This window comes from Litoribacter populi (assembly GCF_007483685.1).
Taxonomy (GTDB): domain Bacteria; phylum Bacteroidota; class Bacteroidia; order Cytophagales; family Cyclobacteriaceae; genus Litoribacter; species Litoribacter populi.
Window position 1 is genome coordinate 2,534,080 of sequence record NZ_VMKN01000001.1, and the last position, 23,895, is coordinate 2,557,974.

The window sequence follows — 23,895 nt, forward strand, 5'->3', positions numbered from 1 at the left end:
GTTTAAAAAGCTTATCACAGACAGACACGAACGAATAAAAATAGATTACTATTTTCATGCGGCTCATCTTCTTCCGGCATTTCCGAAATGGGAGTTAGCACCTGATTCAAACAGGTTGCTAAGACGTCAACGGGCCCTTCCCTCAGTCTTTCTTGATAAGCTAATATTACAAAGTAAGCAAAAATTTATTGCAATGCATAAAAAATTTTTCAGCTAGGGCCTGATCCCAAAACCAAATTGTATATAGGACCCTGCTACAAACTTGTTCATTCCCAAGTCTGCCAGCCTGTATCTTCCCAATGGAAGCTCATAACCAAAATGGGCGCTGTAAATCAGATCAAAGGATTTGCGACGGCTTAAAGGCATAGCGTAAGCCAGGTAAAGTTCAGGTTTGGCCAAAAATCCCCAAGTTCTCAAGTAACCATCATGATCAGGCTCCTCAAAGAGCAGGGGGAAATCCGGTTTTTGATCTTTCAGCAGGGAATATCTCAGATTGCCATAACCCAACCCTCCTAAAATGCCCACTTCCACATTTTTGTGGTCATATAGCTTTTGTCCAAAATTACCATACACCCGCACACTATTTAGCGTGTGGGATCTTTCAGTATTGGCCTGCCCACTATTAGCAAGGTTGTAGATATCAATTCCGTATAATGTACCGCGATTTTCCCCAAGAATCTTTAAACCCCAGTTACGGGGTCTTCCCTGGAAACTTTGATAGCCGTAAGAGTCCAAATAGCCATTCAGCTGGTCGGGGCGAGTAAAATGCAGCCCATATAGAAGGTGAACACCCAATGAAGCGTCCCGATAGAAGTAATTATAATCGGGAAGGCTGATACCGGCTCCTAAGCGAAGGAAAGGGCCACTTTGTGCATTGTCAAAGGCAATTCCCTTCCGGCTCCAGGCATTTTCAAAAGGACTAAAGGAATACCCAAACTTGGCAATAACTTCGATTGACTCTTCCATCACAGGTAAATCGATGTCGTACCCAACCTGAAAACCGATCTCAGTCAAAAGATCACCGAATTTTTGAGAACCTTTGTGAATGTTGTTTTGTCGAAGGATGTAACCACGCTCAGGGTCGGTCAGAAAACCCGACATGGATCCCGGCTGGTTTTCTTGCAGCATTTCAAAACTGAGATAACCAACCCCAATAGACATATAATGAATGAGGTGAAAGCGTCCCTCTTCAGTAAAAGCATATCCTACATTCAAATATGCTCGTGAGGTCCGATAATCGATAGTATAATCCCCAAAGGTGGATTGCGGTCCGTTATTGTGATAAAGCTCAAATCCCAGAACAAAGTCATTGAACCTGTTTTGGTAACCAATACCAAAGGTGGAATAACCGCTACGCAAAGGACTAATGCCTTTATTTTCTAGAAGTTGGTTAAATTCCCGAAGGTTGGCTCCTGCATTTCCCTGAATAATATGCAGGGTGCTTCTCTGGTGCCCGGAACCCTGAGCAGATGCCAGGCTGATCAACAAAACATTTATGAGAATGGTAAAGAATATGCGCATCAACTTGAATTTGGGCTCAAAAATAAGCTATTCCTTCACATAACAGAAATGATACCTGAATTTTACTTCTGCAGGTATTTTATCATCCTGGCATAAAGATTATCGGGGTTAAATGGTTTGGGGATATAATCGTCCATACCCACTTCGTCCAACTGGTCTTTTACTTCAATAAGGCTGGAAGCTGTAAGGGCGATAATTGGGATATTTCGCTTAGACTCATCGGCATGGCTACGCACTACCCTAGCCACCTCAAACCCATCCATTTCCGGCATTTGTAAATCAAGCAACATGATGTTGAAGTCGCCTTTTTCGAAAAGCTCCAAGGCTTCAAGTCCATTATTGGCAAATTCAACATGGCCTGCCTCCCATTTAGTGAGAAACTTGCGAATCATGATCTGGTTAACTAAGTTATCCTCTGCTACCAAAATTTTGGCCTGAGTGAGGTTCTTAATCTTCTTTTCATCATTGTCATGAGAAACTACAGACTTTTTGATGTACTTGTTGAACTTGATGTCAAACATGAAAAGGGTACCGCTTCCTTTTTGAGACTGTACAACAATACGTGAGTCAAACAATTCAACAAGTTTTTTGACTATGGCCAAACCTAACCCTGTACCACCAAATTTACGTGTGGTCTCTGTACTTGCCTGAGTAAATGCCTCAAAAATGATATCCTTCTTATCCTCGTCAATTCCTATTCCCGTGTCCTCAAACATGAACCTTACCGTGACCGTCTTAACCGTCTCTCCCACATTACTCAGTGAGATTTTGACATGTCCTTTTTCGGTAAATTTAATAGCATTAGAGATCAAATTGTTGATGATCTGGCCCAATCGCACCGGATCGCCGTTGAGTATATCGGGGATTTTGGGATCCACCTTTGCGAGGATTTCAAGTGATTTTTCTCTGGCTTGAAAGGTATGGCTGTGCATCATGCGGTTAAGCACATTCTTAGGCTCAAAATCCACATGCTCCAATTCAATTTTTCCGGACTCAATCTTACTGTAATCCAAGATATCATTGATCAGACCAAGGAGGTTTTCTGCAGAGAACTGAAGCGTTCGCAGATTTTCCAACTGGTCTTCCCTCGGGTTATCCTCAATCAAAAGGTGAGACATTCCGATTACCGCATTCATCGGGGTCCGGATCTCATGGCTCATAATACTGAGGAATTGTGATTTGACCATAGAGGCCTGCTCGGCTTTTTCCTTGGCAATATATAATTCACGCTGCGCCTCTTTGAGTTTGGAAATATCCCTGGCTATACCCGTGTAATACTTGAACTTTCCATCCTGGTCCTTTATTACCTTCCCATTAGCGGAGAAAATCTTATAATCCCCGTTTTTATGGTTTAGTTTAAATTCCAGGTATTGATTTTCTTGAAAGAAAACATTGCTTTCCTTCATTTTTTGTACAAATGCCTCCGTATCGTCTGGATGAAGAAACTTCGTCAAGCTTCCTGAAGTCACCTCATGGGGTTCATAACCCAAAAATTGCTTCACATTTGGTGATATATAAGTCAGCTCTAAATCAGCTCCCAAGGAAAATATAATCTCGGTAGACTCCTCTACCAGGTTTCTATACTTTTCCTCACTTCGCTGCAAATCCTGCTTGACCCGATACTCTTCCGTAATATCTCTGACAATACCCAAAATGTACTCGACTTCATCGCCCGCAATAATAGGTTTGGCCGTCAACTCATACACTCGGCTTAATAGGGTGATATTTTCCTGAACAGTTCGCCTTTTTTTAAGTGCAGCTTCTACAACAGGTTCTATTTTTTCCAAATTAGTAGTATGGACCTCATAGATGGTTTTCCCCTCAAAAGTCCCGGAGTCCATCCCCCAATACTTGAAGTTTGGCCCTTCCGCTACAATATATTTGAGATCTTTATCGATCAGGAAAACGTTGGTAAATGGAATATTGGAGGCCAACACCCGGTACCTTTTTTCATTTCTCTCAATTTCCAAGCGATGCTTTTTTCGCTCAGTGACATCCTGGAATAGACCTTCATGTAATAAGATTTTTCCATTTTTGTCATATATCTCCCTAGTCCTATCCTCAACCCATCTATAGGTGCCATCAGCCATCCGAAGCCGATATTCTCCCGAAAACGAGGGTACACCCTTGTCAGTTGTGTTGATGTTGTGAAAATTTAGCAACTCCTTGGCATCATCAGGATGGATTAATTCGACGATGGAAGTATTGTTCTTTACTATCTCTTCGGCATTATAACCAAACTGACTGATGTTATCCGTTATAAAGTTGATCCGGAAATTTTCATTCGGATCTAAGGTGAACAACACTGCCGGGCTATTTTCAATGATTAGTCTGGACTTCTTAGCTATTTCTTCACTATTCTTCTGAAAGGCAAGGTTTTTCGCCAAAAAAGAATACCCAATGTGCTTGCCTTCATCATCCTTGAAAGGATTTACAGAAAGTTCATGAGGCTCAAATTTCCCCTGTTTTGTCTCTATTTCCACTTCCCCAACCCATGAACCGCTGGCATCGACTTTTTCTTTTACCCCTTCCAGTTTTTTGCTATTGGGCAAAATGATACTTATCAATTGGGAAAGTATCGTTTTATTTTCTTCGAAACCATCGGTCGCATAGCTATATGATGCAGATTGGTTCATATAGATTACCCGCAGATTCAAATCCGTCACGAAGATAGCGTCATTTACCTGCGCTAGAATCTGGGACTGTAGCAGGAGGTTCTTTTCCGCATTCTTTTTGGATGTGATATCCCTACAATATCCAAATATCTCAAGCTCTGAATTGGTATAGTTTTCCTTAACCTGGATAGAATAGGTAATATATTTATGTCCCCCTTTTTTGGACGAAATTGAAAATTCACCACTGGAAGATTCGCGATTTTTAAGAGACCATTTCACATCCGTGGTAATCTCCATCCTCACCTTGGGGCTCAACAGTTTAAAGAAATCGTTGATCTTTGCGTATTCCAGTTTTTCGTCTAGCTCAAAAATATTGTTGAGTCCTTTTGAGAAATAAATACGCTTTTTAGTGTTGCTAAACCTCCATGAACCAGACTTCGCCAAAAGCTCAGTTGAGGCCAATAGGTTTTCATTACGCTCAAGTTTTACTTTGAAAGATCGGTTGATGAAGCTTCCGGCAAACACATCCCCTAGCTGCCGAAGAACATATTCGTCATTCGAATGCCATTCCCGCTTTTCCTTTACCGCATCAAGGCCAAAAAAGCCTATCAGTTGGTATTCCGAGAAAATAGGAATCACCATCAGGGACTTGATCCCCTGCTGCCGATAGATTTCCTTTTCATAAATATGCTGATCATCCAGCTCTTCAGTGTCTGAAATGACAGTAATATCCCTTCTGAGAAGACCCTGAATGATTATTTCTTCCTCTGAATAGGGAAGTTCTTTTAAATATTCAATTTGTGGTTCGATTCCCTCCGCTGTCCATTCGTATACATTTTCCAGAACTTTCAAATCTTGATGAACGAGGAAAATATAGCTTCTGTCGGCTTTTTCAAATTGTCCAATCAGGCGCAGAGCCTCATTGAAAACCCCATCAAAATCCTTTACTTCAGAGTTTACAAACTTGGTTGAAATACGATTAATGAGTTGTTCCAGTTCATACCGCTTCTTAAGAGATTTTTCCGACTTTTTGATGGCGGTGATGTCTCTTGCACTAAACAACAAACCGTTGATTTCGGGGTCGTTGAGTAGGTTTTTGCCAAAACTTTCCAAAAATAAATTCTTACCCTCTTTAGTTTTAATCCAAAAATCAATTTCTATTTCCATATCACTATCATCCAAGTCCTCAAAATTTCCTTTTTCAATAGTTATAAAATCATTTTTCACCAAATGAGAAAAGGACTTGCCTATGACTTCGTGAAGGTCATATCCCAAGATCTGGACTGTGGCGGGGCTAATATAACGGAACACGCCATTTTTATCCAAAATGGCGATCATTTCATGGCTATTTCGAAGAATGTTGTGAATAAGGCTAACCTCACTCCGTTTCACATCATCCGATTCCTGTGTAAGGTGGTCAAAAAGTATTTCGGTAAAGGTTACCTTTTTACGCCCCTTTGCCATGCAGAGAGGTTCACCATCTTTTGATGGCATTTTTACAAATTCCCAGATGTAAAATGATTTCTTCTCGGTCTGTTCATGAGCATCTCTTGCCACTTGGGGGGAGGGTAAATTACCTCCTTCAAAGAAGCTTTTTAGCTGCTCGGTTAATGAGGGGTCAGTAAAGAACTTTTCCCAGCTTGCAGGCAAACTTTCGAAATGCTTTTTGAAACACTCGTTAAAATAAATTATTTCACTTTCACTGAATATAAACAGAGGGTCATTTATTTTATCAAAATACTCTGCTATATCAATGGACTGAAAGATACTGGTTTCCACGCTATTCACAATTTTGCCCACAAATATATATATCCGGATTTTGCACCCAGCTATTTGTTGTACTTACTTTTTTTACCATTTATATAAAATACGTGCTTAATAATAGCAATTATTTTTAAATTCATTCCTATTCCATCCAACTAATCTAACGACTATGATTAAAAAAACCAGTTTGATTTTCTTCATCTTTCTCCAGCTATGCCTGTTATCAGCTACAGCCCAAGAGAAAAAACCTGTACAGATCAGTGACTTGACCAAGATCGTCAGCACCTCTGACCACAAACTTACACCAGATGGCAAGAATTTGATTTTTGTCAAGAGTTACATTGACCAGGAAAAGGAGAAATACCAGTACAAAAGCCAAGTTTTCATAGCCCCAGTTGACAACCCGGATCGAGCAAGGGCACTTACCAGTAGCGATAACTCCACCCGCAGTGTGGAACTTTCCCCAGATGGAAAAACACTGGCATTCGTCCGCTCCAAGGACGGTAAATCCCAAATCTACTTGTTGTCACTCGAAGGCGGTGAAGCACAAGTGCTGACCTCTGCCAAACACGGTGCTACTTCTCCAAAATGGTCCCCTGATAGCAAGAAAATACTATTCAGTAGCACCCTACCAATCTGGGAACTCGATGGTGAGCCTACATGGGAATACGAAAGACCGGGAAGGGAGTTCGGCGATGAACCACATTATGGTGCAATTAAGGATGGAAAATCCAAAGAAGACGTCAAGCCAGACGTGGATGGTTCAATTGATGAGCTGAGAGCCTACCTTGCCAAAAATGCGGCTAACAAAGATCCAAAGGTCATTACAAGACTTAACTTCCTTGGAGAAAAAGACCTAAGCCCTGACTTTCAGTTTAGCCATCTTTCCGTCATCGATGTGAGCACCAAGGAGTCAAAACAACTTACTAACGGTTTCCAAAATTATTTCAACGCCGATTGGGCTCCTGATGGCTCATACCTTCTGGCTTCCTCTGTAAAATACGAGGATCATCCAGATGAAACCATGCATACAGATGTATATCGGATATCCCTCGAGGGAGGCTCACACACAAAAGTACTGCACATAGACAATCACCGCGTAGGCAACCCTTCCTTTTCCCCTGATGGAGAATGGGTCTTGGTCTCCGGACAGGATATTACTGAACCAAGCTACAATTTGGGCATGCTAGGAATTATGAAGCCTGATGGTTCCGATTTCCGCTGGCTTACTGAGGATTTGGACCGGAGTGTATATTCCGGCAAGTGGTCCAGGGACAGCAGACACATTTATTATACTGCCCCCAATATCGGTGGAATTACATTGTTTAGGACTTCGGTAGAAGAAAATCGAACTACCCCGCTGATCGAGGGGCCTATAGGCGTTAGAGATTTTGATTTAGATGATAATAGATTGGTTTATGCGCTGACCCAAATTGAAAACCCTAGCGAAATATATTTTGCAGACCTAGATGCCGGAAATACAGAAAAATTCAGCTCATTCAATGACGGCTGGCTTGCGGAGCGGAAAATTTCCAAACCTACGGCCCACCAAATCAGCCAAGACGGTTTTGAAATCGATTACTGGGTGATGGAACCCATTGACCGTCAGGACGGTGTGAAATATCCGACAGTATTACAAATGCACGGTGGTCCATCGGCCATGTGGGGACCAGGCGAGTTTTCGATGTGGCATGAATACCAAACTATGACATCCCGAGGCTACGGCGTTGTATACGCCAATCCAAGAGGTTCGGGTGGCTACGGAAGAGCTTTCCAGAAAGGCAATTTCCAAGATTGGGGAGACGGCCCGGCAAGTGATGTACTGGGTTCTCTGGATGATGCCCAAAAGCGGTATAATTGGATTGACGGCGACCAGCTATTCCTCACAGGAGGTTCCTATGCCGGTTATCTAACTGCTTGGATCGTCGGCCATGACCACAGGTTTAAAGCAGCCTTTTCCCAGCGTGGTGTCTATGAGCTAACTTTTTTCTTAGGAGAAGGGAACGCCTGGAGGCTAGTGCCAAACCATTTCGGTTATCCTTGGGAAGAGGGCGTAAAGGAAATTCTTGACTACAACTCCCCGCAAACTTACGTGGATCAGATCCGAACTCCATTACTTATCAAGCACGGCGACGTAGATTACCGCACAGGAGTAAGGCAAAGTGAACTGCTTTATAAAAGCCTAAAAATTCTTGGCAAACCAGTTGAATATGTAAGGTATCCGGATGAGGGCCATGAGCTTTCTCGCTCCGGTGACATCAACCGTAGGATTGACCGGATAGCCAGGATTATTGAATTTTTTGAGCGCTACAGAGATTAAGTAAGTATGAAGTTGGAAGTACGAGGTACGAAGTGACTGTCATGTCCTGATATAGCTTGACTGTTACAGATAAACATGACAGATTATGGCAAAAAGTGAAAGAAAAGTGGTCCGGTACGGCATTGGATTCAAAAAAATGGTAGTTTCGGAATTAGAGGAGGGAGCCTCGGTTGGCTTCCTCCAAAAGAAGTACGGAATAGGCGGGGCTGCCACCATCCAAGGTTGGGCCAAGCGTTTCGGTAAATACCAATTGTTGAACAAAATTGTACGGATAGAGAATATGTCTGACCAGAACAGGTTAAAAAAACTTGAGGAAGAACTGAAAGCCACAAAAATTGCCCTGGCTGACTCCCTGATTGCTAAACAGTGTCTTGAGGCGCTAATAGAAGAGGCCAACAAGGAGTATAAAACTGATCTAAAAAAAAACTTTGGGTCAGATGCGTCAGCAAAAAAAGGGGAGAACTGAGTATAAGGACACTTTGCAGGTATTTCGGTTACTCGACTTCAGCATATTACAGCCGCGTGAAGCAGTTGGCCAGACAAGAAGTGGACAGAACCCTTATTCTTGAAATGGCCCGCAGGGTAAGGAAAAACCACCCCAGGATGGGCAGTAAAAAGGTCTACAGGCTTCTGGAAGCTAATATCAGGGATATTGACCCTGGGATGGGAAGGGACAAGTTTCTAGCCTTGCTCAGACAGGAAGGGCTTTTGGTAATCCGCAAAAAGAAATATGCGGTAACCACCCAGACCTTCTACAGGTACCACCAGTACAAAGACCATTTCAACGGTAAGACCTGGAATATGCCTGGGCAAGCCTGGGTTTGCGACATTACCTACATCAGGGTGCGGGATACGTTTAAATACCTGTTTTTGATGACAGATGCATTCAGCCGCAAAATTGTCGGCTGGCACCTGGCTGGGACATTGGAGTCTAAGTGGGCTGTAGAGGCGGCAAAAATGGCCATAAAACAGTGTTCCAGTACGGCTGGGCTGGTGCACCACTCGGACAGGGGGTTCCAGTATTGCAGCAAAAACTATATAAACCTGTTGAAAAAGAATGGTATTATCACTAGCATGGGCCAGGCGGGATACTGTTACGATAATGCAATGGCTGAGAGGGTCAACGGTATTCTAAAAGAAGAATATGGGTTGGATTTGACTTATCAGAGCGGTGCAGAAGCTTTTACGGCTGTCAAGCAGGCGGTAAAGTTTTACAATGAGGGAAGGCCACATTGGTCACTTAAGTTGGAAATTCCAGCAAGGGTTCATGACCGGCCGGAACTTCACCCCTCCCATAAACGCAAAGATAGTTTTAGCCGAGAACCTGTCAAGGCTAAATGAACTCCGCTCCGCTCCGGCCTTGACAGAACCCCGGCTAAAACTGGTGTTGCATTTAGGAGAGAGTTGAAAGAAAAAAAGTGTCAAGTAAATTTAGGACGTGACAGACATTCCTTCGTACCTCCAACTTCGTATTTCGTACTTTAATACGTTTAGAGCTTCAATCCTTCAACCTCAAACAATAGCGGAATAATCCTATTTTCCCGAATAAGGTCAAGGCCCAACTTTACCCCAACGTTGCCGTGGCAGTAACCATTGTAGTATCAAGGGAGGGATCATTGCTGATAGCCCTTACCGCATAGGTGGTGGTTGAAATATTAGGGAATAGGATGCACCGGAAGCGATGTGTTCCCCACTATTTGCGAAAATGACTTACAAATTACAAAAATCCCCACTATCACAATATCCATGTAAAGCAGTTAGATTACAATTGGATACAATCAAATCTAAAATACAACTATGCCCTTTCCTATATTAGAGGAATTGGAAATTACGATTATCTCCAATTCTAAACTTCACCCAGAAGGGGACTCCAGCTTCTACGCCAATCTACACCCATATGGGGTAAATAATGAAGGGCTATGACTCCAAATACTGCCTAGGCTATAAATATTTAAACAATTAAACACTACGTAGGCTACTTATAGGAGGAAACCGATAAAGCTGATTTGACTATTGCCTAGAACTAGTATGCTGCATATTTCCCCCACTTTCCACTTTTACCAAAACAAAAAAAATTCTTGTTGAAATAAATATGGTTTTTTTAGGTCATGATGTTGATCTTTGGCAAAAGACCACACCATATCAGAACTGACAGGGCTAACAAAACAGCAACCCTCGAGAATCTAAAGGATATCCGATGACCAACGCTTCAAAAGGATCAATACAGAAAGCAAGCTGCTTATCAATCATCAAAATAATTGCATTTAAGTCTGAAACTGCTCCTTTATTACCTAATTGTGCATCCTCCAATTTTACAATTTGTAAATCTTACATTTAACCACTGCCAAGTACTTCAAATCCCTTAAAAAAAACAACCCCCTCCAGATCTCTCGGGAAGGGGCTGACCAATTATTCAAAGCCAGAAACTGTTACTTTTTCACCAGCCTGCCGGTCATCACCTCTTTACCGGATTGTACAATGACCTGGTACATTCCCGAACTCAGATCTTTCAGGTCAATGTTGTGGACAAAGTTGCCCTCCTGATGTACCTGTTCCTCGTACACCAGTCTGCCAGCGGCATCGAATATCCTGATGCCTACCGTTCCAGCGCTTGAGAGTTGGACCAGTAAGTTAGTTTCCTGGGTGGCAGGATTAGGGTAGATCAGGATCTCACCTCTGGCTAGCTCTCTGAGTAATGTAAGCTCCCTGCTAATGGTCTGACCTGCCCTGTCAGTGCTGTGGACGGTGACGGTCATCTGTTCTTCAGGTATTCCTGCTCCTTTCCATATAAGGACATTCCTATCTATAAAGAAATCTGGATGCTCGTCCATACTGTAGGTATGTATATTGTCCACAGGATCCAAGGTGTTTAAACTTCCGATGATCTCGCCGCTTTGGACTTTTATCGAAACCTTGTTCTTGCTCAACATGATATCTTCTGCAAGAGGTTTGTCAAGTACGATCACTGGGATGTCAATCGAATTGTCCCAGCCTTCGAAGCCTTCGTTGTCCATAGTTGCTGTTATCCTGTAAAGATCAGGTCTGAGCGGATTGTAGTCGTTCATCTGCCACTTGAGGCTGTTGATGTATTCAGGATCATTTCCCTCCTCGAAGATGACGCCTTCGCTAATTACCTTGTTAAACGCTGTGTTCCAAGGTACTACCAGCATATCGGAAAGTTCCGACTCCTCATCAATTCTACCGTTCTTCTTCGTTACTTTACATTTAAAGACGAGCAGGTTGAACCTGAAATTGTCAGTTGCCCTGTTTCCTGAAGGATCCTTGGCCTCAAATCTTACAAAGATATTCTCAGATTTCCTGAATTTGGTTCCCGGTGCGGGGTATTGAGTCAGTTCATATCCGCAATTATCGGATACCTCTACCCTGTCCCTAAAGTCTGGCATGGTGAAGGTGTCTCCTTTCTTCATCATCCATACAAAGGCTTTCTTGGCAACCTTTATTTTTGGTTTGGATTCGTCCACTACCACTACCGTGAACTCGGTAACACTTCTGTTTCCTTTGCTGTCTCTTGCAATCAGTTTGACAGTAGTCTTCCCGATATCCTCACAGGTGAAGTTGCGTTTGCTTAGCTCCAGTATGAGATTGTCGCAGGATGCTTCGGAACCGTTATCCGCCATGGCAGTGGTAAGAGTTGCCTTGCCTTGACTGTTGAGTTTCAGTATCACCACAGGCTTAGCTTTGGCAATTACTTCACATTTACATTTCGGCTGTTCAATAACAACTACCTTGGCCATTGACACACAGTTGTCTTCTCCTTTAACCCTCACATTGTATTTGCCTGGCAATACTTGGCTGAATACCGGACTGGTCTGGAATGCTCCACCAATGCTGTAGGTGTATTTACGGCCCCGTGGTGAGTTGACCTTGATGTTGCCCGTGGGTACTTCACATGTAGGCTGGATCACGCTTACTTCCGGTGCTGCTGGTGTCAGAGGTTCTTTTATTACGACTACCTTGGCCAATGACACACAGTTGTCTGCTCCTTTAACCGTCACCTGGTAAGTGCCTGGCATTACATTGTTGAATACCGGACTGGTCTGGAATGCTCCACCAATGCTATAGGTATACTTACGTTTACGTCCCAGAGGTGAGGTGACCTTGATGGTGCCCGTGGATACTTCACATGTAGGCTGGATCACGCTTACTTCCGGTGCTGCTGGTGCCAGAGGTTCTGTTATTACAACTACCTTGGCCAATGACACACAGTTGTCTGCTCCTTTAACCGTCACTTGGTAAGTGCCTGGCATTACGTTGTTGAATACCGGACTGGCCTGGAATGCTCCGCCAATGCTATAGGTATTTTTACGTTTACGGCCCTGCGGTGAGGTGACCTTGATGGTCCCAGTGGGGTTTTCACACGTAGGCTGGATCACGCTTACATCTGGTGCTGCTGGTGCCAGAGGTTCTGTAATAACAACTACCGTGGCACTTGAAACACATTCGTCTGCGCCTTTTACCGTCACCTGGTAAGTGCCTGGCATTACGTTGTTGAATACCGGACTGGCCTGGAATGCTCCGCCAATGCTATAAGTATTTTTACGTTTACGGCCCCGCGGTGAGGTGACCTTAATGGTGCCAGTGGGGTTTTCACACGTAGGCTGGATCACGCTTACTTTCGGTGCTGGTGCCAAAGGTTCTGAAATAACAACTACCGTGGCCATTGAAACACATTCGTCTGCGCCTTTTACCGTCACCTGGTAAGTGCCTGGCAATACGTTGTTGAATACCGGACTGGTCTGGAAGGCTCCGCCAATGCTATAGGTATTTTTACGTTTACGGCCCCGCGGTGAGGTGACCTTGATAGTGCCAGTGGGGTTTTCACACGTAGGCTGGATCACGCTTACTTTCGGTGCTGGTGCCAGAGGTTCTGTAATAACAACTACCGTGGCCATTGAAATACATTCGTCTGCGCCTTTTACCGTCACCTGGTAAGTGCCTGGCAATACATTGTTGAATACCGGACTGGTCTGGAATGCTCCGCCAATACTATAGGTATATTTACGTTTACGGCCCCGCGGTGAGGTGACCTTGATGGTCCCAGTGGGGTTTTCACACGTAGGCTGGATCACGATTACTTCAGGCGCTGGAGGTGCGTCCTCGGCTTCCTGTATCGTAAATGGCGCAGAGGCTACACTAACACATTCGTCCTCATTGGTGGCCGTCACATTGTAAGTCACGCCGGTGGTGAAGCCGGTGATCTCCCCGCCGGCTCCCACCGTCGGTCCCGCAGGGCTGAAGATATAGGTGTAGGCTGGATCGTAATTCGTGATCGTGGCACTGCCCGGGTCCTCGCACGTCGGATCCACAACAACAACCAGCGGCTGAACAGGGGCTTCCTCGGCTTCTTGTATCATAAACGGTGCAGAGGCTACACTAATACACTCGTCCTCATTGGTGGCCGTTACGGTATAAGACTCTCCTGTGATAAAACCGGTGATCTCGCCGTTTGCTCCAACCGTCGGTCCCGAAGGACTGAAAATATAGGTGTAGGCAGCATCGTAATTCGTGATCGTGGCGCTGCCCGGCTCCTCGCACGTCGGATCCACAACAACAACCACAGGCTGAACAGGGGCTTCCTCAGCTTCCTCTATCGTGAACTCAGCAGAGGCAGGGCTCACGCACTCGTCGCCGCTGGTGGCCGTCACGGTGTAAGTCACACCGGTGGTGAAGCCGGTGATCTCCCCGCCGGCTCCCACCGTCGGTCCCGCAGGGCTGAAGATATAGGTGTAGGCAGCATCGTAATTCGTGATCGTGGCGCTGCCCGGCTCCTCGCACGTCGGATCCACAACAACAACCACAGGCTGAACAGGGGCTTCCTCAGCTTCCTCTATCGTGAACTCAGCAGAGGCAGGGCTCACGCACTCGTCGCCGCTGGTGGCCGTCACGGTGTAAGTCACGCCGGTGGTGAAGCCGGTGATCTCCCCGCCGGCTCCCACCGTCGGTCCCGCAGGGCTGAAGATATAGGTGTACGCTGGATCGTAATTCGTGATCGTGGCACTGCCCGGCTCCTCGCACGTCGGATCCACAACAACAACCACAGGCTGAACAGGGGCTTCCTCGGCTTCCTCAATGGTGAACTCAGCAGAGGCAGGGCTCACGCACTCGTCGCCGCTGGTGGCCGTCACGGTGTAAGTCACGCCGGTGGTGAAGCCGGTGATCTCGCCGCCGGCTCCCACCGTCGGTCCCGCAGGGCTGAAGATATAGGTGTAGGCAGCATTGTAGTTGGTGATAGTGGCGCTGCCCGGATCCTCGCACGTCGGCTGGACAACCGCAACCACCGGCTAGGCCGGGGCTTCCTCGGCTTCTTCTATCGTGAACTCAGCAGAGGCTGCCGATGCACATTCATCTGTATTGTTTGCTGTAACCGTATATGTCACGCCGGGGGTAAAACCAGTAATAACGCCACTGGCGTCAACAACAGGTCCTGCCGGAGAGAAGACATATGTGTAAGCTGGATCGTAGTTGGTGATCGTGGCGCTGCCCGGCTCCTCGCACGTCGGCTGCACAAGCGCAACTATAGGTGCTTCTGCCTGGTCAGCTGGCACAATAATGTCATTATTATTCAATAGGATAGCTCCTGAGATTGCTAAAGCCCTGCCGTAAAGGGTAGAACCTTCGAGTAATTCGATCTGCCCGTCGGCAACAATAGTCCCTCTGAAAACTGAATTTGCACCTAACTCAACGGCACCACCTATTTGCCAATAGACATTACTCAGACAAGCTCCATTTATAAGTGTAATCGTGGAGTTTGCACTTGTGGAAAAAGCACCACCTATTTGTATTATAAATATAGCATTCGGATCGCCTTGAGCATCCAATATTAATCCCCCCTCTAAGGTTGCAGCACTTCCAATGCAGTAAACGCCGGGGGTAAGAATCTGACCGTTTCCTAATGGAGTAGTTAAAACAGTCCCACAGGTTCTGTTGGATAAATCTGTATAAGCAGCCTCCACATCAGCCCTAACTCCATTTAAATATGGATCACCCACCGGATAAATTGTTCCAGTTACAATTCCCGGTGGAAACCCAGTGATAGCACCTGCAAAAGTGCCAAGATCACCATTTACAACCGTATTCCCATCATTGGTTATAGCACCAGCCCCAGTAAATACCCCGAAAGAGGAAGCTGTGCCTAAGTTTGGTGCTGTTGTCTGTCCGAAAATCACATTAGGCATTAAAAAAAGATAAACTGCCACTAATGTGTAGAGTAGTTTTGTTTTCATATTGGAGTTTTTTTAAATCGTGATGAAGAGTAAAGACAAGAATAAAATATCATCCTTTGGATACATGAGTGCGATATAAGAAATGCTTAAACCTCTCCGTTGAAGATAATCTAGATTTACTTCTGTTTCTTTCAATTTGGGGTTGACCAAAAATATTTCAGAAACTTGATATCGGGATCAGCAAAGCAGGTGTCTAGTACCTCTAACCCTGAGATGCTATTGACTTGTGGAAAAAATTCCAAAGCAAGGCCATTTATCCACTATCAGCTATAACTATGTCAGCCTTTAATAGGGATTGATAATATGTTGAATCCGCTTCTATTGAATCAAGACCTGGATCTGATGGTGCTATTAATAAGCCATCAGCTTTAAGAGTTTTTATAACTTCTTTGATTTGTCCATTAAAAAAGTTTATGCCAAGAATATTTATATAATTGCTTTTCATGATGTTATTTTATTTGAATAAATCTAAATAAATGAAAAGCTCTAAATTTTAATTTTCGATGAAACGCATAAAAATAAATTTGAAATACTGAAAAAGCAGGTTAAAAAATATTCTCCGATGCTCTGGCAAATCCGAGCTATAACTTTAAACAATAGTATATTCGGTATTTACAATATAAATAATGGAAAAATTCTACCAAAGTCAATATTTTGACCAGATTTTATTTATAATAACGTAATTTTATTACTCATGATTTTTCTTTAAAAAGACCTAAATTGCCATATTGACCACCGGATATCTTCAGGTATCGTTTGCTTTGCGGTTTCTACTTAAACCGTAAAGCATGGCCGGAAAAACGATAACCATGAGTAAACTCAAAAAGATAATTCGCCACCGTGACAACGGCAGGGCATTGCAGATCATCTCCAAGACCGTTGGAATTGCCCGCAACACGGTCAAAAAATACCTTCAACTTATTGAAGCCAAAAACCTGGGATATGGCAATCTTCTGGATATGGGCGACGAAGTACTTGATGCCCTGCTTGCCGATCCCGGCCACACATCAGAACAAAGATTCGTGGATCTTGAGGCTTTTTTCCTTTAATAAAGGATATACTGACCCCCTCCCCAACCGGCCGGATCCAGTGACCCAATGTCCGTTTTCAGGCTTTAATCACCTGCCATTCCGGTCCCGTCTTCATTGTCGGGACTTACCCCCTATAAATTAAACATTAAAAAGAATCCGGAGCATGTTGACCCCTTACGGGTCCTGTTCCGGAGTATGCTGATCTCTCTTTCAGATGGTTTTGGTTTCTAAGCGGTGATTTTGAAACACCTAGATTAGAACACTATGGCAGAAAAACCAAAAACCTATAAGTCAGATTAAACAGTTATTGATTTTATACTATACTAAAAAGAAACTCTAACTCCAAATTCATTTAGCTTTGAAAGTGTCACTAATTAGATAAAGTATTTATTTTCGCCAAAAGATTCGACCGGTAACTATTACTTATAGGTATGACCTTTTTTCTTACCTCAAGGTTCGATGGATCTATATTTTCAATCTTATCCAATCTCACAATAAAGGACCTATGAATTCTTGCAAAAGCATTTTTGGGAAGGGTCTCCTCTACTGTTCTCAGCTTCGCATGAGCCACATACATCTTTTCCTCCGTGTAAATTTTGATATAATCTCCAAAAGCCTCTATATACAAAATATCCTTTAATTGAAAACTCAACAACAAGGAATCAATTTTTATGAAGATTTGCTTGGACTTATCTTGCCTACCTAAATCGCCCGTCTTTTCCAAGTTTGATTTTGCTTTTCTAACTGCCTTCAAAAACCGGGAATAATTCTCAATGGGCTTTAATAGAAAATCTGCTACCTCATAATCAAATGCCGGTACCGCATAGGTATCCTTCGAAGTGGTCATAATGATTTGAGGTTGATCTGCTAAGGAATCCAAAAGTTCTAGTCCACTCATTTCCGGCATTTCTACATCCAGGAACAGTATATCAACCTTTACTTCAGATAGCATTCGGAAGGCGTCCACCGGATTGTCAAATACTCCAATTACTTCGAGAAAAGGAGTTTTCGCCACAAGAATCTCTAAAATCTTCAGTGACATCCGGTCATCATCCACTAGTACGCAAGTATATTTTCTTTTCATAAAAAATCAATTAGAACGGTTAAAAAACCTACGGTCACAAAAATAAGCCTTGGACGGTAACAAGGTACTAAGTTAGTAAAAAACAAAAACTTATAATAACTAGAAATCACCTATTTATTGTTTTTATTTGATTTTTTAAAGATTTCTTTTTTTCTTTTCAAGTGAATCGATTACATTTTGGGTTATCTCTTCCAACCGTATAATTCTAGCCATAAAGGTTTCGGTAGAAGTCATGAATTCCAAATCAAACTCAAGCTCTGTCAGCAGCTCCTTTTGCTTCATAGAGCCAACATATGTATAGTTGGCTTTGGTCTTATGAACGAGGGATTTGAGACTTTTCCAATCCTCGAGGAGACAATAAGTTTTCATCTTAAAAAGAAACTTTGGTGCCTCTTCAATAAAAATATCTATAATTTCTTTCATTAGTTGAGGATTGGAATTGGTGATGTTTTTTAGATAAACTGTAGAGGTTGACACAGTTTTAGGGCTTTGAACACCTCCCATGTTCATCAATTCGGTTAATGTGGAAAATAACACCTCCTTTTGTATCGGCTTGCGCAAAAAATAGTTGACTCCAGAAATCTTCAGCTCATTTAAAACAGGCACACTCGTCTCTCCTGTAAGAAAAACAATCTGCATATTATCAATATTTCTATTCCCCTCAGCTCTGAGTGATTTATAAGTCGCTAATCCATCCATTTCCGGCATTTGATAATCCAAGATCAATATGTCAAATGCGTTTTGCTTGACCTCCTCCAACACGGCTCTCCCATTCCCCACTAGTGTTACCTCATATCCCCATTGAGACAATAGCGTACCCATGAATTTTTGGGAAATCATATTGTCCTCTGCTAAGAGAATTTTGCCTGACTTAATAGATCTTGCCATTGGGTAATATGCTTAATTCTTTTATAGGATATAAATACCAACTCAACTTTAAAAATAGATTGATTTTTTTGAAACAACATGATAATTCGGTAGGTTTATAGGTAATAAAGGTCAGATAATTGTTTCTCACGTTAGATAAAATGAACTCCTTATTTCAAGAGAATCCTGTTTCATGAAATTTTAATTTTAGGCCTTTTTAATATGATCAGGGCTTTTCTTTAGGTATAAACCTAAAAAGTATCTTTGTCGATTTTTATGATATAAGCACTAAATACAAACGGAGAACTTCAATTCATACACGAATAGAAAGTTCCTACCACCAAACAATTACCTGTTATACACTGTTTTATTAATACATTTAGTGGATTGGGTGTTTTTACGATTTAATTTTCAGTATACCTTAACCTATAAGACATATGCCAACTGCCGGACCTACATCGTGGTGGGATATTTCGTCTAGTTTTTTGCAGTTTTCCTTAGAGCAACAAAGACTTTTCCCAGTGCCACAGGCACTGAAGGCAATAAAATTAAAAGCCGGTCAAACCTTACAGGCTTCCAATTCATTTTTCTTTAGGATAGGCCCCAAATGTGAGCAGCTACTCGAAATTTATACCTCCGAGACAGAAACCTCATTACTGTTTAAGGCTATTATAAAGGGCTGTCAGAAAGATGTCATTTCATTTAAAAAATTGCTTAAGTCGGAAAAGAAAAGCGGTTTTGAAAAGCTCAACCATCTACTCATAGTACCAATTGAAGTAAACAGCTATGCGGTTTTTGGTTTCCCATTATCTCCTGGAAGTAAAGAAAAAACACGAAACTGGTCAAATTGATTCAACCAGTGCTTTATGACATTTTTCTCAAAGACAAGTCAATAAATGACTTATGCCAAATAGCTCATCAATATCATAACAGCCATGCTGCCATTTTGGAGTATTCTAAAGACCTTGTATTTACGTTGGACGAGCACCCCAATTTCACCACCCTAAACTCAAATTTTGTAAAATACTTTTCCTCTGAAACCGGCGAAAAATTAAAGCTAGGAGATGTCCTTCCCTCTGAAAAACTTTCTTTACTTTTTGGATCCAGTTTCCCCAACCTTATTGGAAAAAGTTTTAAAGGCTTGAATTTTTCAAAAGAACTTCTCATTAGATGGGCAAAAAAGAAAGTTTATTACGAATTTTCATTTTATCCCATCCGATACATTAACAATAAGGTGGTTGAAATAAGTGTGGTTGGACATGAAATCACTAAAAGAAAAAAATCGGAGTATCAGGTAAGACAACAAAGTCAGTTGCTGAAAAGTATTCTCGAAAATCTGCCCGTCATCATTTTCCGTATTTCCGCAGATGGCCATTTTCTAGAGTTTTTAGGGGCTGGAATAAATAAACTTGAGCTCAATCGAGAAGATATTATTGGTCAAAAAGCTCTGAAGGTCTTCCCTGAACTTCAACAACCCATTCAAAAAATGAAAAGAAATAGTCCTTCAAAATTCATATTAGAGGGTACTAAAAATGGCATCAACTGGGTTTTTGAGACATATACTTTTCAAGATGAAACAAATCCGCAAGATATCGTGGGCTTTGCATTTGATGTGACTGAACAATCCAATTATAAACAAGAATTGCAGCATGCAAAAGAATTGGCTGAAAATGCCAACTTGGCAAAAAGCTCCTTCCTCGCCAATCAAAGCCATGAAATCCGGACCCCCATAAATACAATGTTAGGTTTCGCGCAATTGATAAAAAACCATCCCCTGCCAGCTGAAGCCGAAGAATACCTAGATTTTATAATTTCCTCAGGAAAAATATTGTTATCACTTTTAGGAAATGTACTCGATCTAACCAAGATCGAGGAAGGAAAAATCGAAATTCTTGCGGAACCCTTTCATTTGAAAGAAACTATAACCTCGAATGTTTATCCATATAAATTCCAGGCTAGGGAAAAAGGGCTAAACTTTACCCTTAAATTTGACAAAAACATCCCAAATCTTTTGATTGGGGATTCCCAAAAGATTGTTCAGATAATTCTAAACCTGATTTCAAACAGTCTGAAATTCACTAAACAGGGAGAAATTCAGGTTTCATTTAAGTGCCTATCAAAACCCCAAAATCAACTATTTACATTAGGTATAGAAGTTTCTGACACAGGCATAGGTATCCTAAAAAGTAAACAAAATTCAGTCTTTGAAGATTACACCCAGGCGGATAGCTCTATCAACAAAGAATTTGGTGGTTTTGGGCTTGGCTTGTCGATTGTCCGCAAATTGACCAACTTAATGAGTGGAGAAATTGGCGTTCAAAGTCCTGGTAAACTTTCAAATAACTCGGGACCCTGTGGAAGTACTTTCTGGATACACCTACCCTTACAAATTACCGACTCCCAAATCCTTCCAAAAGCAAGCTCCGAAACCAATCATGTCCATTTTAAAGGTGAGGTTAAGGTACTGCTGGTGGACGATAATTATCTAAATCAAAGGTTAGGTTCTGCCATGCTTGACGATATTGGGTGCACTGTCGTGTTAGCAAACAATGGGAAAGAAGCCTTAAACTATCTTCAAAAGGAAAACTTTGATCTAATTTTAATGGATGTCCAAATGCCTGTATTGGATGGATTTGAAACTACCCGCAGGATACGCAAAGAACAAGATTCAAAGGTTCCAATCGTTGGATTGAGCGCAAATGTTTATAAGGAGGATATTGAATACTGTTTTGAGTCCGGCATGAACGATTATCTCGGGCGTCCTTTTACCAAAAAGTCATTTCAGGATAAAGTCATAAAATGGGTACCTCAGAATATCTCCGCAATGCACTCCCAAATGAATTCTCCTCAAAACCTAACCGGTTTATCTTTTTTAGAACAAGTTTTTAACGGCGATCAGGAAATTATAATCGAAATTGTAGAGGACTATCTTCATCACCATGATATAATGATAGCTGAGCTACATGACGCTCTTTTAAGTAATAATTACCCAAAAGCGGCATCCGTCATACATAAAATCAGATCTTCACTTCAAACCGTCGGGCTAAATTCCCTATATAAAACACTGACCGATATGGAGCAAATCGCCAAAAAGCAAAAAGATGGTAAACGGTTAACAGCCATTTTTGAGGAAGTAAAAACTACATCTGAAATAGCCAAGAAGGAATTGGAAGAGTCGCTTATCTTACTCAGGAAAAATTAAAAGCATGATTTTTTAATGCTCTACATTGAATTTAGGATTTAATAGGAGAAGCTAACACCAATGATTTGTATTTCCTTAAGAGAATATGATTAATTAATTAAAAAAGAATAAGCTAAGGTCTAGGTATCCCCAACGTTACCCCAGCTTTACCCCAACGTTGCCCCTAGACTGGTATGAGGTAAGTACCTGAAAAAAGGAAGTAAAATTGGGGTAAGACGTTTTGAGCAAATCGTAAGGGCAAATGTAGAAGGGACTTTATTTATTGCACCACCTGGGATTGGCTACTTACTTTCAGGATTTTGAGTTTTTTCTTTCCTCCAGGCAAATCCCAGTCAATGGTCTTGCCCTGTTTAAAGCCAATCAGGGCAGCTCCCAAAGGTGAAAAGATAGACAGTTTCTTCTCATTTACATTGGCCACCTTAGGTACGGTAAGGGTAAAGTTGAATGTTTTTTGGAACTGATATCCTTTACTTCGAAAGTGGAATTCAATTGAATGATATCATCTGCAACCTGCTCATCAGGCAAAATAGTGGCTCGATTGATTTCTCTCATTAACTGGCTGACTTCATGGGTTTTCTCAGCAGGAGACAGAGTGTTTACGATTGCCTTGATGTTAAAGCAATCCGATTCTTTAATCACTGGTATCATAGGTCGATGTAAGTTTAGAATTGATATAATATTATATAGAGCACCTTAATAGGGAAACTCTCATTCGCAAAATGTAGTGGAGGCCTTGCCCGTCCGCTGAGGGTTAAAAGATAAAAGCTTTAGAATGAAAGCATATCCCCTTCCTCCTAAAGTTGGAGAAGTTAACGGGAGAAGAGAAAGCAATTTTCGAAGGGCTGATCATTTATTAAAAATAGGGATAATTAATTTAAAAGCAAATTTTCCCCACACTCACTTCTCTATTAAGTTTCCAGTGGTCCTACCGAGGCAACATATAAAAGCTAAACATGATTTTGTTCGCAGGGTTATAATCCCAAACACTTTGTAAATTATGCAGATTGACCAACAACATACCAATTCCCTAATTTCCCATCTTGAATGCCCTAACTGCGGGAATACCTATAACCATCAAGAACTCCATACTGTATGCGAAAACCCTGATTGCAAATCCTCACTTTTTGCAAGATACAATCTATCTCCGGGGGTAATTAAAAAGGAAAACTTAGCTGCCCTACCACCCACCATGTGGCGCTATAGGCAGGTCTTGCCTACAAAAAACCCTGAACATATCATCACTTTAGGAGAAGGGTTCACCCCTATCCTACCCCTTACAAATCTGGATTATTTGGGAGAAAACGAAGTCTTCTGGAAGGATGAGTCCGGCAACCCTACCGGTTCCTTCAAATCCAGGGGCCAGAGCACGGCAATTTCTAAAGCTTTTGAGTTGGGTGTGAAGACGGTTTGCATTCCCTCTGCCGGCAATGCCGCCGGTGCCATGGCGGCCTATTGTGCCCGCGCGGGCCTCGAAGCCCATGTTTTTATGCCTAAGGAAACACCACAGATTTTCAAAGACGAATGCAGGCTCTATGGAGCCAACCTCACAGAAATAGATGGAAACATTAAGGACTGCGCTGATAAAGCAACAAAAGAAGGTGAGGAAAACGGATGGTTTCCCGTGTTCACCCTCAAGGAACCCTACCGGCTAGAAGGGAAAAAAATAATGGGTTATGAAATTGCCGAACAGTTTGGCTGGACGCTTCCGGACGTTATCCTTTACCCCACAGGGGGTGGCACCGGACTGCTGGGGATTTGGAAGGCCTTTGAGGAAATGGAAGCCTTGGGATGGATTGACAGCAAACGCCCAAAGATGGTCTCCGTCCAAGCCACCTGTTGCGATGGGATCACACAGGCTTTTCACCACCACAAGCAGCATTCGGAATATGTGGATAACGGCTTCACCATTGCCAATGGCCTGCGGGTCCCCAAGCCCTATGCTGACCAATACATCCTGCAGGTGTTGAGGAAAAGTAAAGGAAATGCCCTTACGGTAACCGATAAAGAAATGGAGTCAGGCATGAAAGAGATAGCCTCAAAAGAAGGCCTCCTTTTTTGCCCAGAGGGAGCTGCCCTATGGCAAGCCTTCAAGAATTTGAAGAAAACCAACTGGATATCCCCCGGGGAAAAGGTCCTGCTAATGAACACCGGCAGCGGGTATAAGTATTTGGAAAATATAGAGGTGGAAGGGTGATATAATCTAACCGCAAAGGTTAATAAGAAACGCAAAGAAGGTGTACAAGGCGA

The 23,895-nt window shown here is 42.5% G+C and carries 18 protein-coding genes and 1 riboswitch; of the genes, 8 read left to right on the forward strand and 10 right to left on the reverse strand.

All coding sequences use genetic code 11. The features are described 5' to 3' along the window. Positions 1-60 precede the first annotated feature (60 nt). A riboswitch (SAM riboswitch) is annotated at positions 61-162 on the reverse strand. A 51-nt stretch (positions 163-213) separates the two neighbouring features. Beyond that, positions 214-1,521, reverse strand: coding sequence for an outer membrane protein (locus FPL27_RS11025; protein WP_143961144.1), 1,308 nt, complete (start codon positions 1,519-1,521; stop codon positions 214-216). A gap of 62 nt (positions 1,522-1,583) precedes the next feature. Further along, positions 1,584-5,915, reverse strand: a complete 4,332-nt coding sequence (locus FPL27_RS11030; RefSeq protein ID WP_143961145.1) for a PAS domain S-box protein — start codon at positions 5,913-5,915, stop codon at positions 1,584-1,586. A gap of 154 nt (positions 5,916-6,069) precedes the next feature. Between FPL27_RS11030 and FPL27_RS11035 the strand changes: the two genes are divergently transcribed. From FPL27_RS11035 to FPL27_RS20145, 4 genes are all read left to right on the forward strand, one after another. Continuing rightward, positions 6,070-8,220, forward strand: a complete 2,151-nt coding sequence (locus FPL27_RS11035) for a S9 family peptidase (protein WP_143961146.1) — start codon at positions 6,070-6,072, stop codon at positions 8,218-8,220. A gap of 85 nt (positions 8,221-8,305) precedes the next feature. After that, on the forward strand, positions 8,306-8,686 hold the full coding sequence (locus FPL27_RS11040; protein ID WP_143960946.1) for a transposase: 381 nt from the start codon (positions 8,306-8,308) through the stop codon (positions 8,684-8,686). A 2-nt stretch (positions 8,687-8,688) separates the two neighbouring features. Next, positions 8,689-9,561, forward strand: coding sequence for an IS3 family transposase (locus FPL27_RS11045; protein WP_235893471.1), 873 nt, complete (start codon positions 8,689-8,691; stop codon positions 9,559-9,561). 456 nt (positions 9,562-10,017) lie between these two features. Next, entirely contained in the window at positions 10,018-10,143 is a 126-nt protein-coding gene (locus tag FPL27_RS20145; RefSeq protein ID WP_262712081.1) for a hypothetical protein, read from the forward strand. A 234-nt stretch (positions 10,144-10,377) separates the two neighbouring features. On the opposite strand, the gene FPL27_RS19790 is transcribed toward FPL27_RS20145, so the two are convergent. The 4 genes from FPL27_RS19790 to FPL27_RS11060 all read right to left on the reverse strand — a co-directional run bounded on the left by FPL27_RS19790 (position 10,378) and on the right by FPL27_RS11060 (position 15,909). Next, positions 10,378-10,530, reverse strand: coding sequence for a hypothetical protein (locus FPL27_RS19790; RefSeq protein ID WP_185974348.1), 153 nt, complete (start codon positions 10,528-10,530; stop codon positions 10,378-10,380). A gap of 119 nt (positions 10,531-10,649) precedes the next feature. Further along, complete coding sequence (locus FPL27_RS11050) at positions 10,650-14,519, reverse strand: T9SS type A sorting domain-containing protein (protein WP_143961147.1); 3,870 nt, start codon at positions 14,517-14,519, stop codon at positions 10,650-10,652. Positions 14,520-14,522: 3 nt separating this feature from the next. Then, on the reverse strand, positions 14,523-15,416 hold the full coding sequence (locus FPL27_RS11055) for an ice-binding family protein (RefSeq protein ID WP_185974349.1): 894 nt from the start codon (positions 15,414-15,416) through the stop codon (positions 14,523-14,525). A gap of 301 nt (positions 15,417-15,717) precedes the next feature. Beyond that, on the reverse strand, positions 15,718-15,909 hold the full coding sequence (locus tag FPL27_RS11060; RefSeq protein WP_143961149.1) for a hypothetical protein: 192 nt from the start codon (positions 15,907-15,909) through the stop codon (positions 15,718-15,720). A 364-nt stretch (positions 15,910-16,273) separates the two neighbouring features. On the opposite strand from FPL27_RS11060, the gene FPL27_RS11065 reads away from it, so the two are divergent. Further along, entirely contained in the window at positions 16,274-16,513 is a 240-nt protein-coding gene (locus FPL27_RS11065; RefSeq protein ID WP_143961150.1) for a hypothetical protein, read from the forward strand. Positions 16,514-16,865: 352 nt separating this feature from the next. Here the strand turns inward: FPL27_RS11065 and FPL27_RS11070 are convergent, their stop codons facing one another. Both FPL27_RS11070 and FPL27_RS11075 read right to left on the reverse strand, forming a co-directional pair. Continuing rightward, positions 16,866-17,579, reverse strand: coding sequence for a LytR/AlgR family response regulator transcription factor (locus tag FPL27_RS11070; RefSeq protein WP_143961151.1), 714 nt, complete (start codon positions 17,577-17,579; stop codon positions 16,866-16,868). A 135-nt stretch (positions 17,580-17,714) separates the two neighbouring features. Then, on the reverse strand, positions 17,715-18,467 hold the full coding sequence (locus FPL27_RS11075) for a response regulator (protein ID WP_143961152.1): 753 nt from the start codon (positions 18,465-18,467) through the stop codon (positions 17,715-17,717). A gap of 416 nt (positions 18,468-18,883) precedes the next feature. On the opposite strand from FPL27_RS11075, the gene FPL27_RS11080 reads away from it, so the two are divergent. After that, entirely contained in the window at positions 18,884-19,297 is a 414-nt protein-coding gene (locus FPL27_RS11080) for a hypothetical protein (protein ID WP_143961153.1), read from the forward strand. After that, a complete protein-coding gene (locus FPL27_RS11085; protein WP_143961154.1) occupies positions 19,294-21,648 on the forward strand; it encodes a PAS domain-containing hybrid sensor histidine kinase/response regulator in 2,355 nt (784 codons plus the stop codon). The genes FPL27_RS11080 and FPL27_RS11085 overlap by 4 nt, the downstream gene beginning before the upstream one ends. Before the next feature lie 259 nt (positions 21,649-21,907). Here FPL27_RS11085 and FPL27_RS11090 read toward each other — a convergent pair whose 3' ends face one another. Then, positions 21,908-22,066 carry a GreA/GreB family elongation factor gene (locus FPL27_RS11090; RefSeq protein ID WP_185974350.1) on the reverse strand — a complete coding sequence of 53 codons (159 nt, stop codon included), beginning with the start codon at positions 22,064-22,066 and terminating at the stop codon, positions 21,908-21,910. Further along, positions 22,054-22,296 carry a hypothetical protein gene (locus FPL27_RS11095; RefSeq protein ID WP_143961156.1) on the reverse strand — a complete coding sequence of 81 codons (243 nt, stop codon included), beginning with the start codon at positions 22,294-22,296 and terminating at the stop codon, positions 22,054-22,056. Before FPL27_RS11095 ends, FPL27_RS11090 begins: the two co-directional genes overlap by 13 nt. A 349-nt stretch (positions 22,297-22,645) precedes the next feature. On the opposite strand from FPL27_RS11095, the gene FPL27_RS11100 reads away from it, so the two are divergent. Continuing rightward, positions 22,646-23,842 carry a threonine synthase gene (locus FPL27_RS11100; RefSeq protein ID WP_143961157.1) on the forward strand — a complete coding sequence of 399 codons (1,197 nt, stop codon included), beginning with the start codon at positions 22,646-22,648 and terminating at the stop codon, positions 23,840-23,842. Positions 23,843-23,895: the final 53 nt, after the last annotated feature.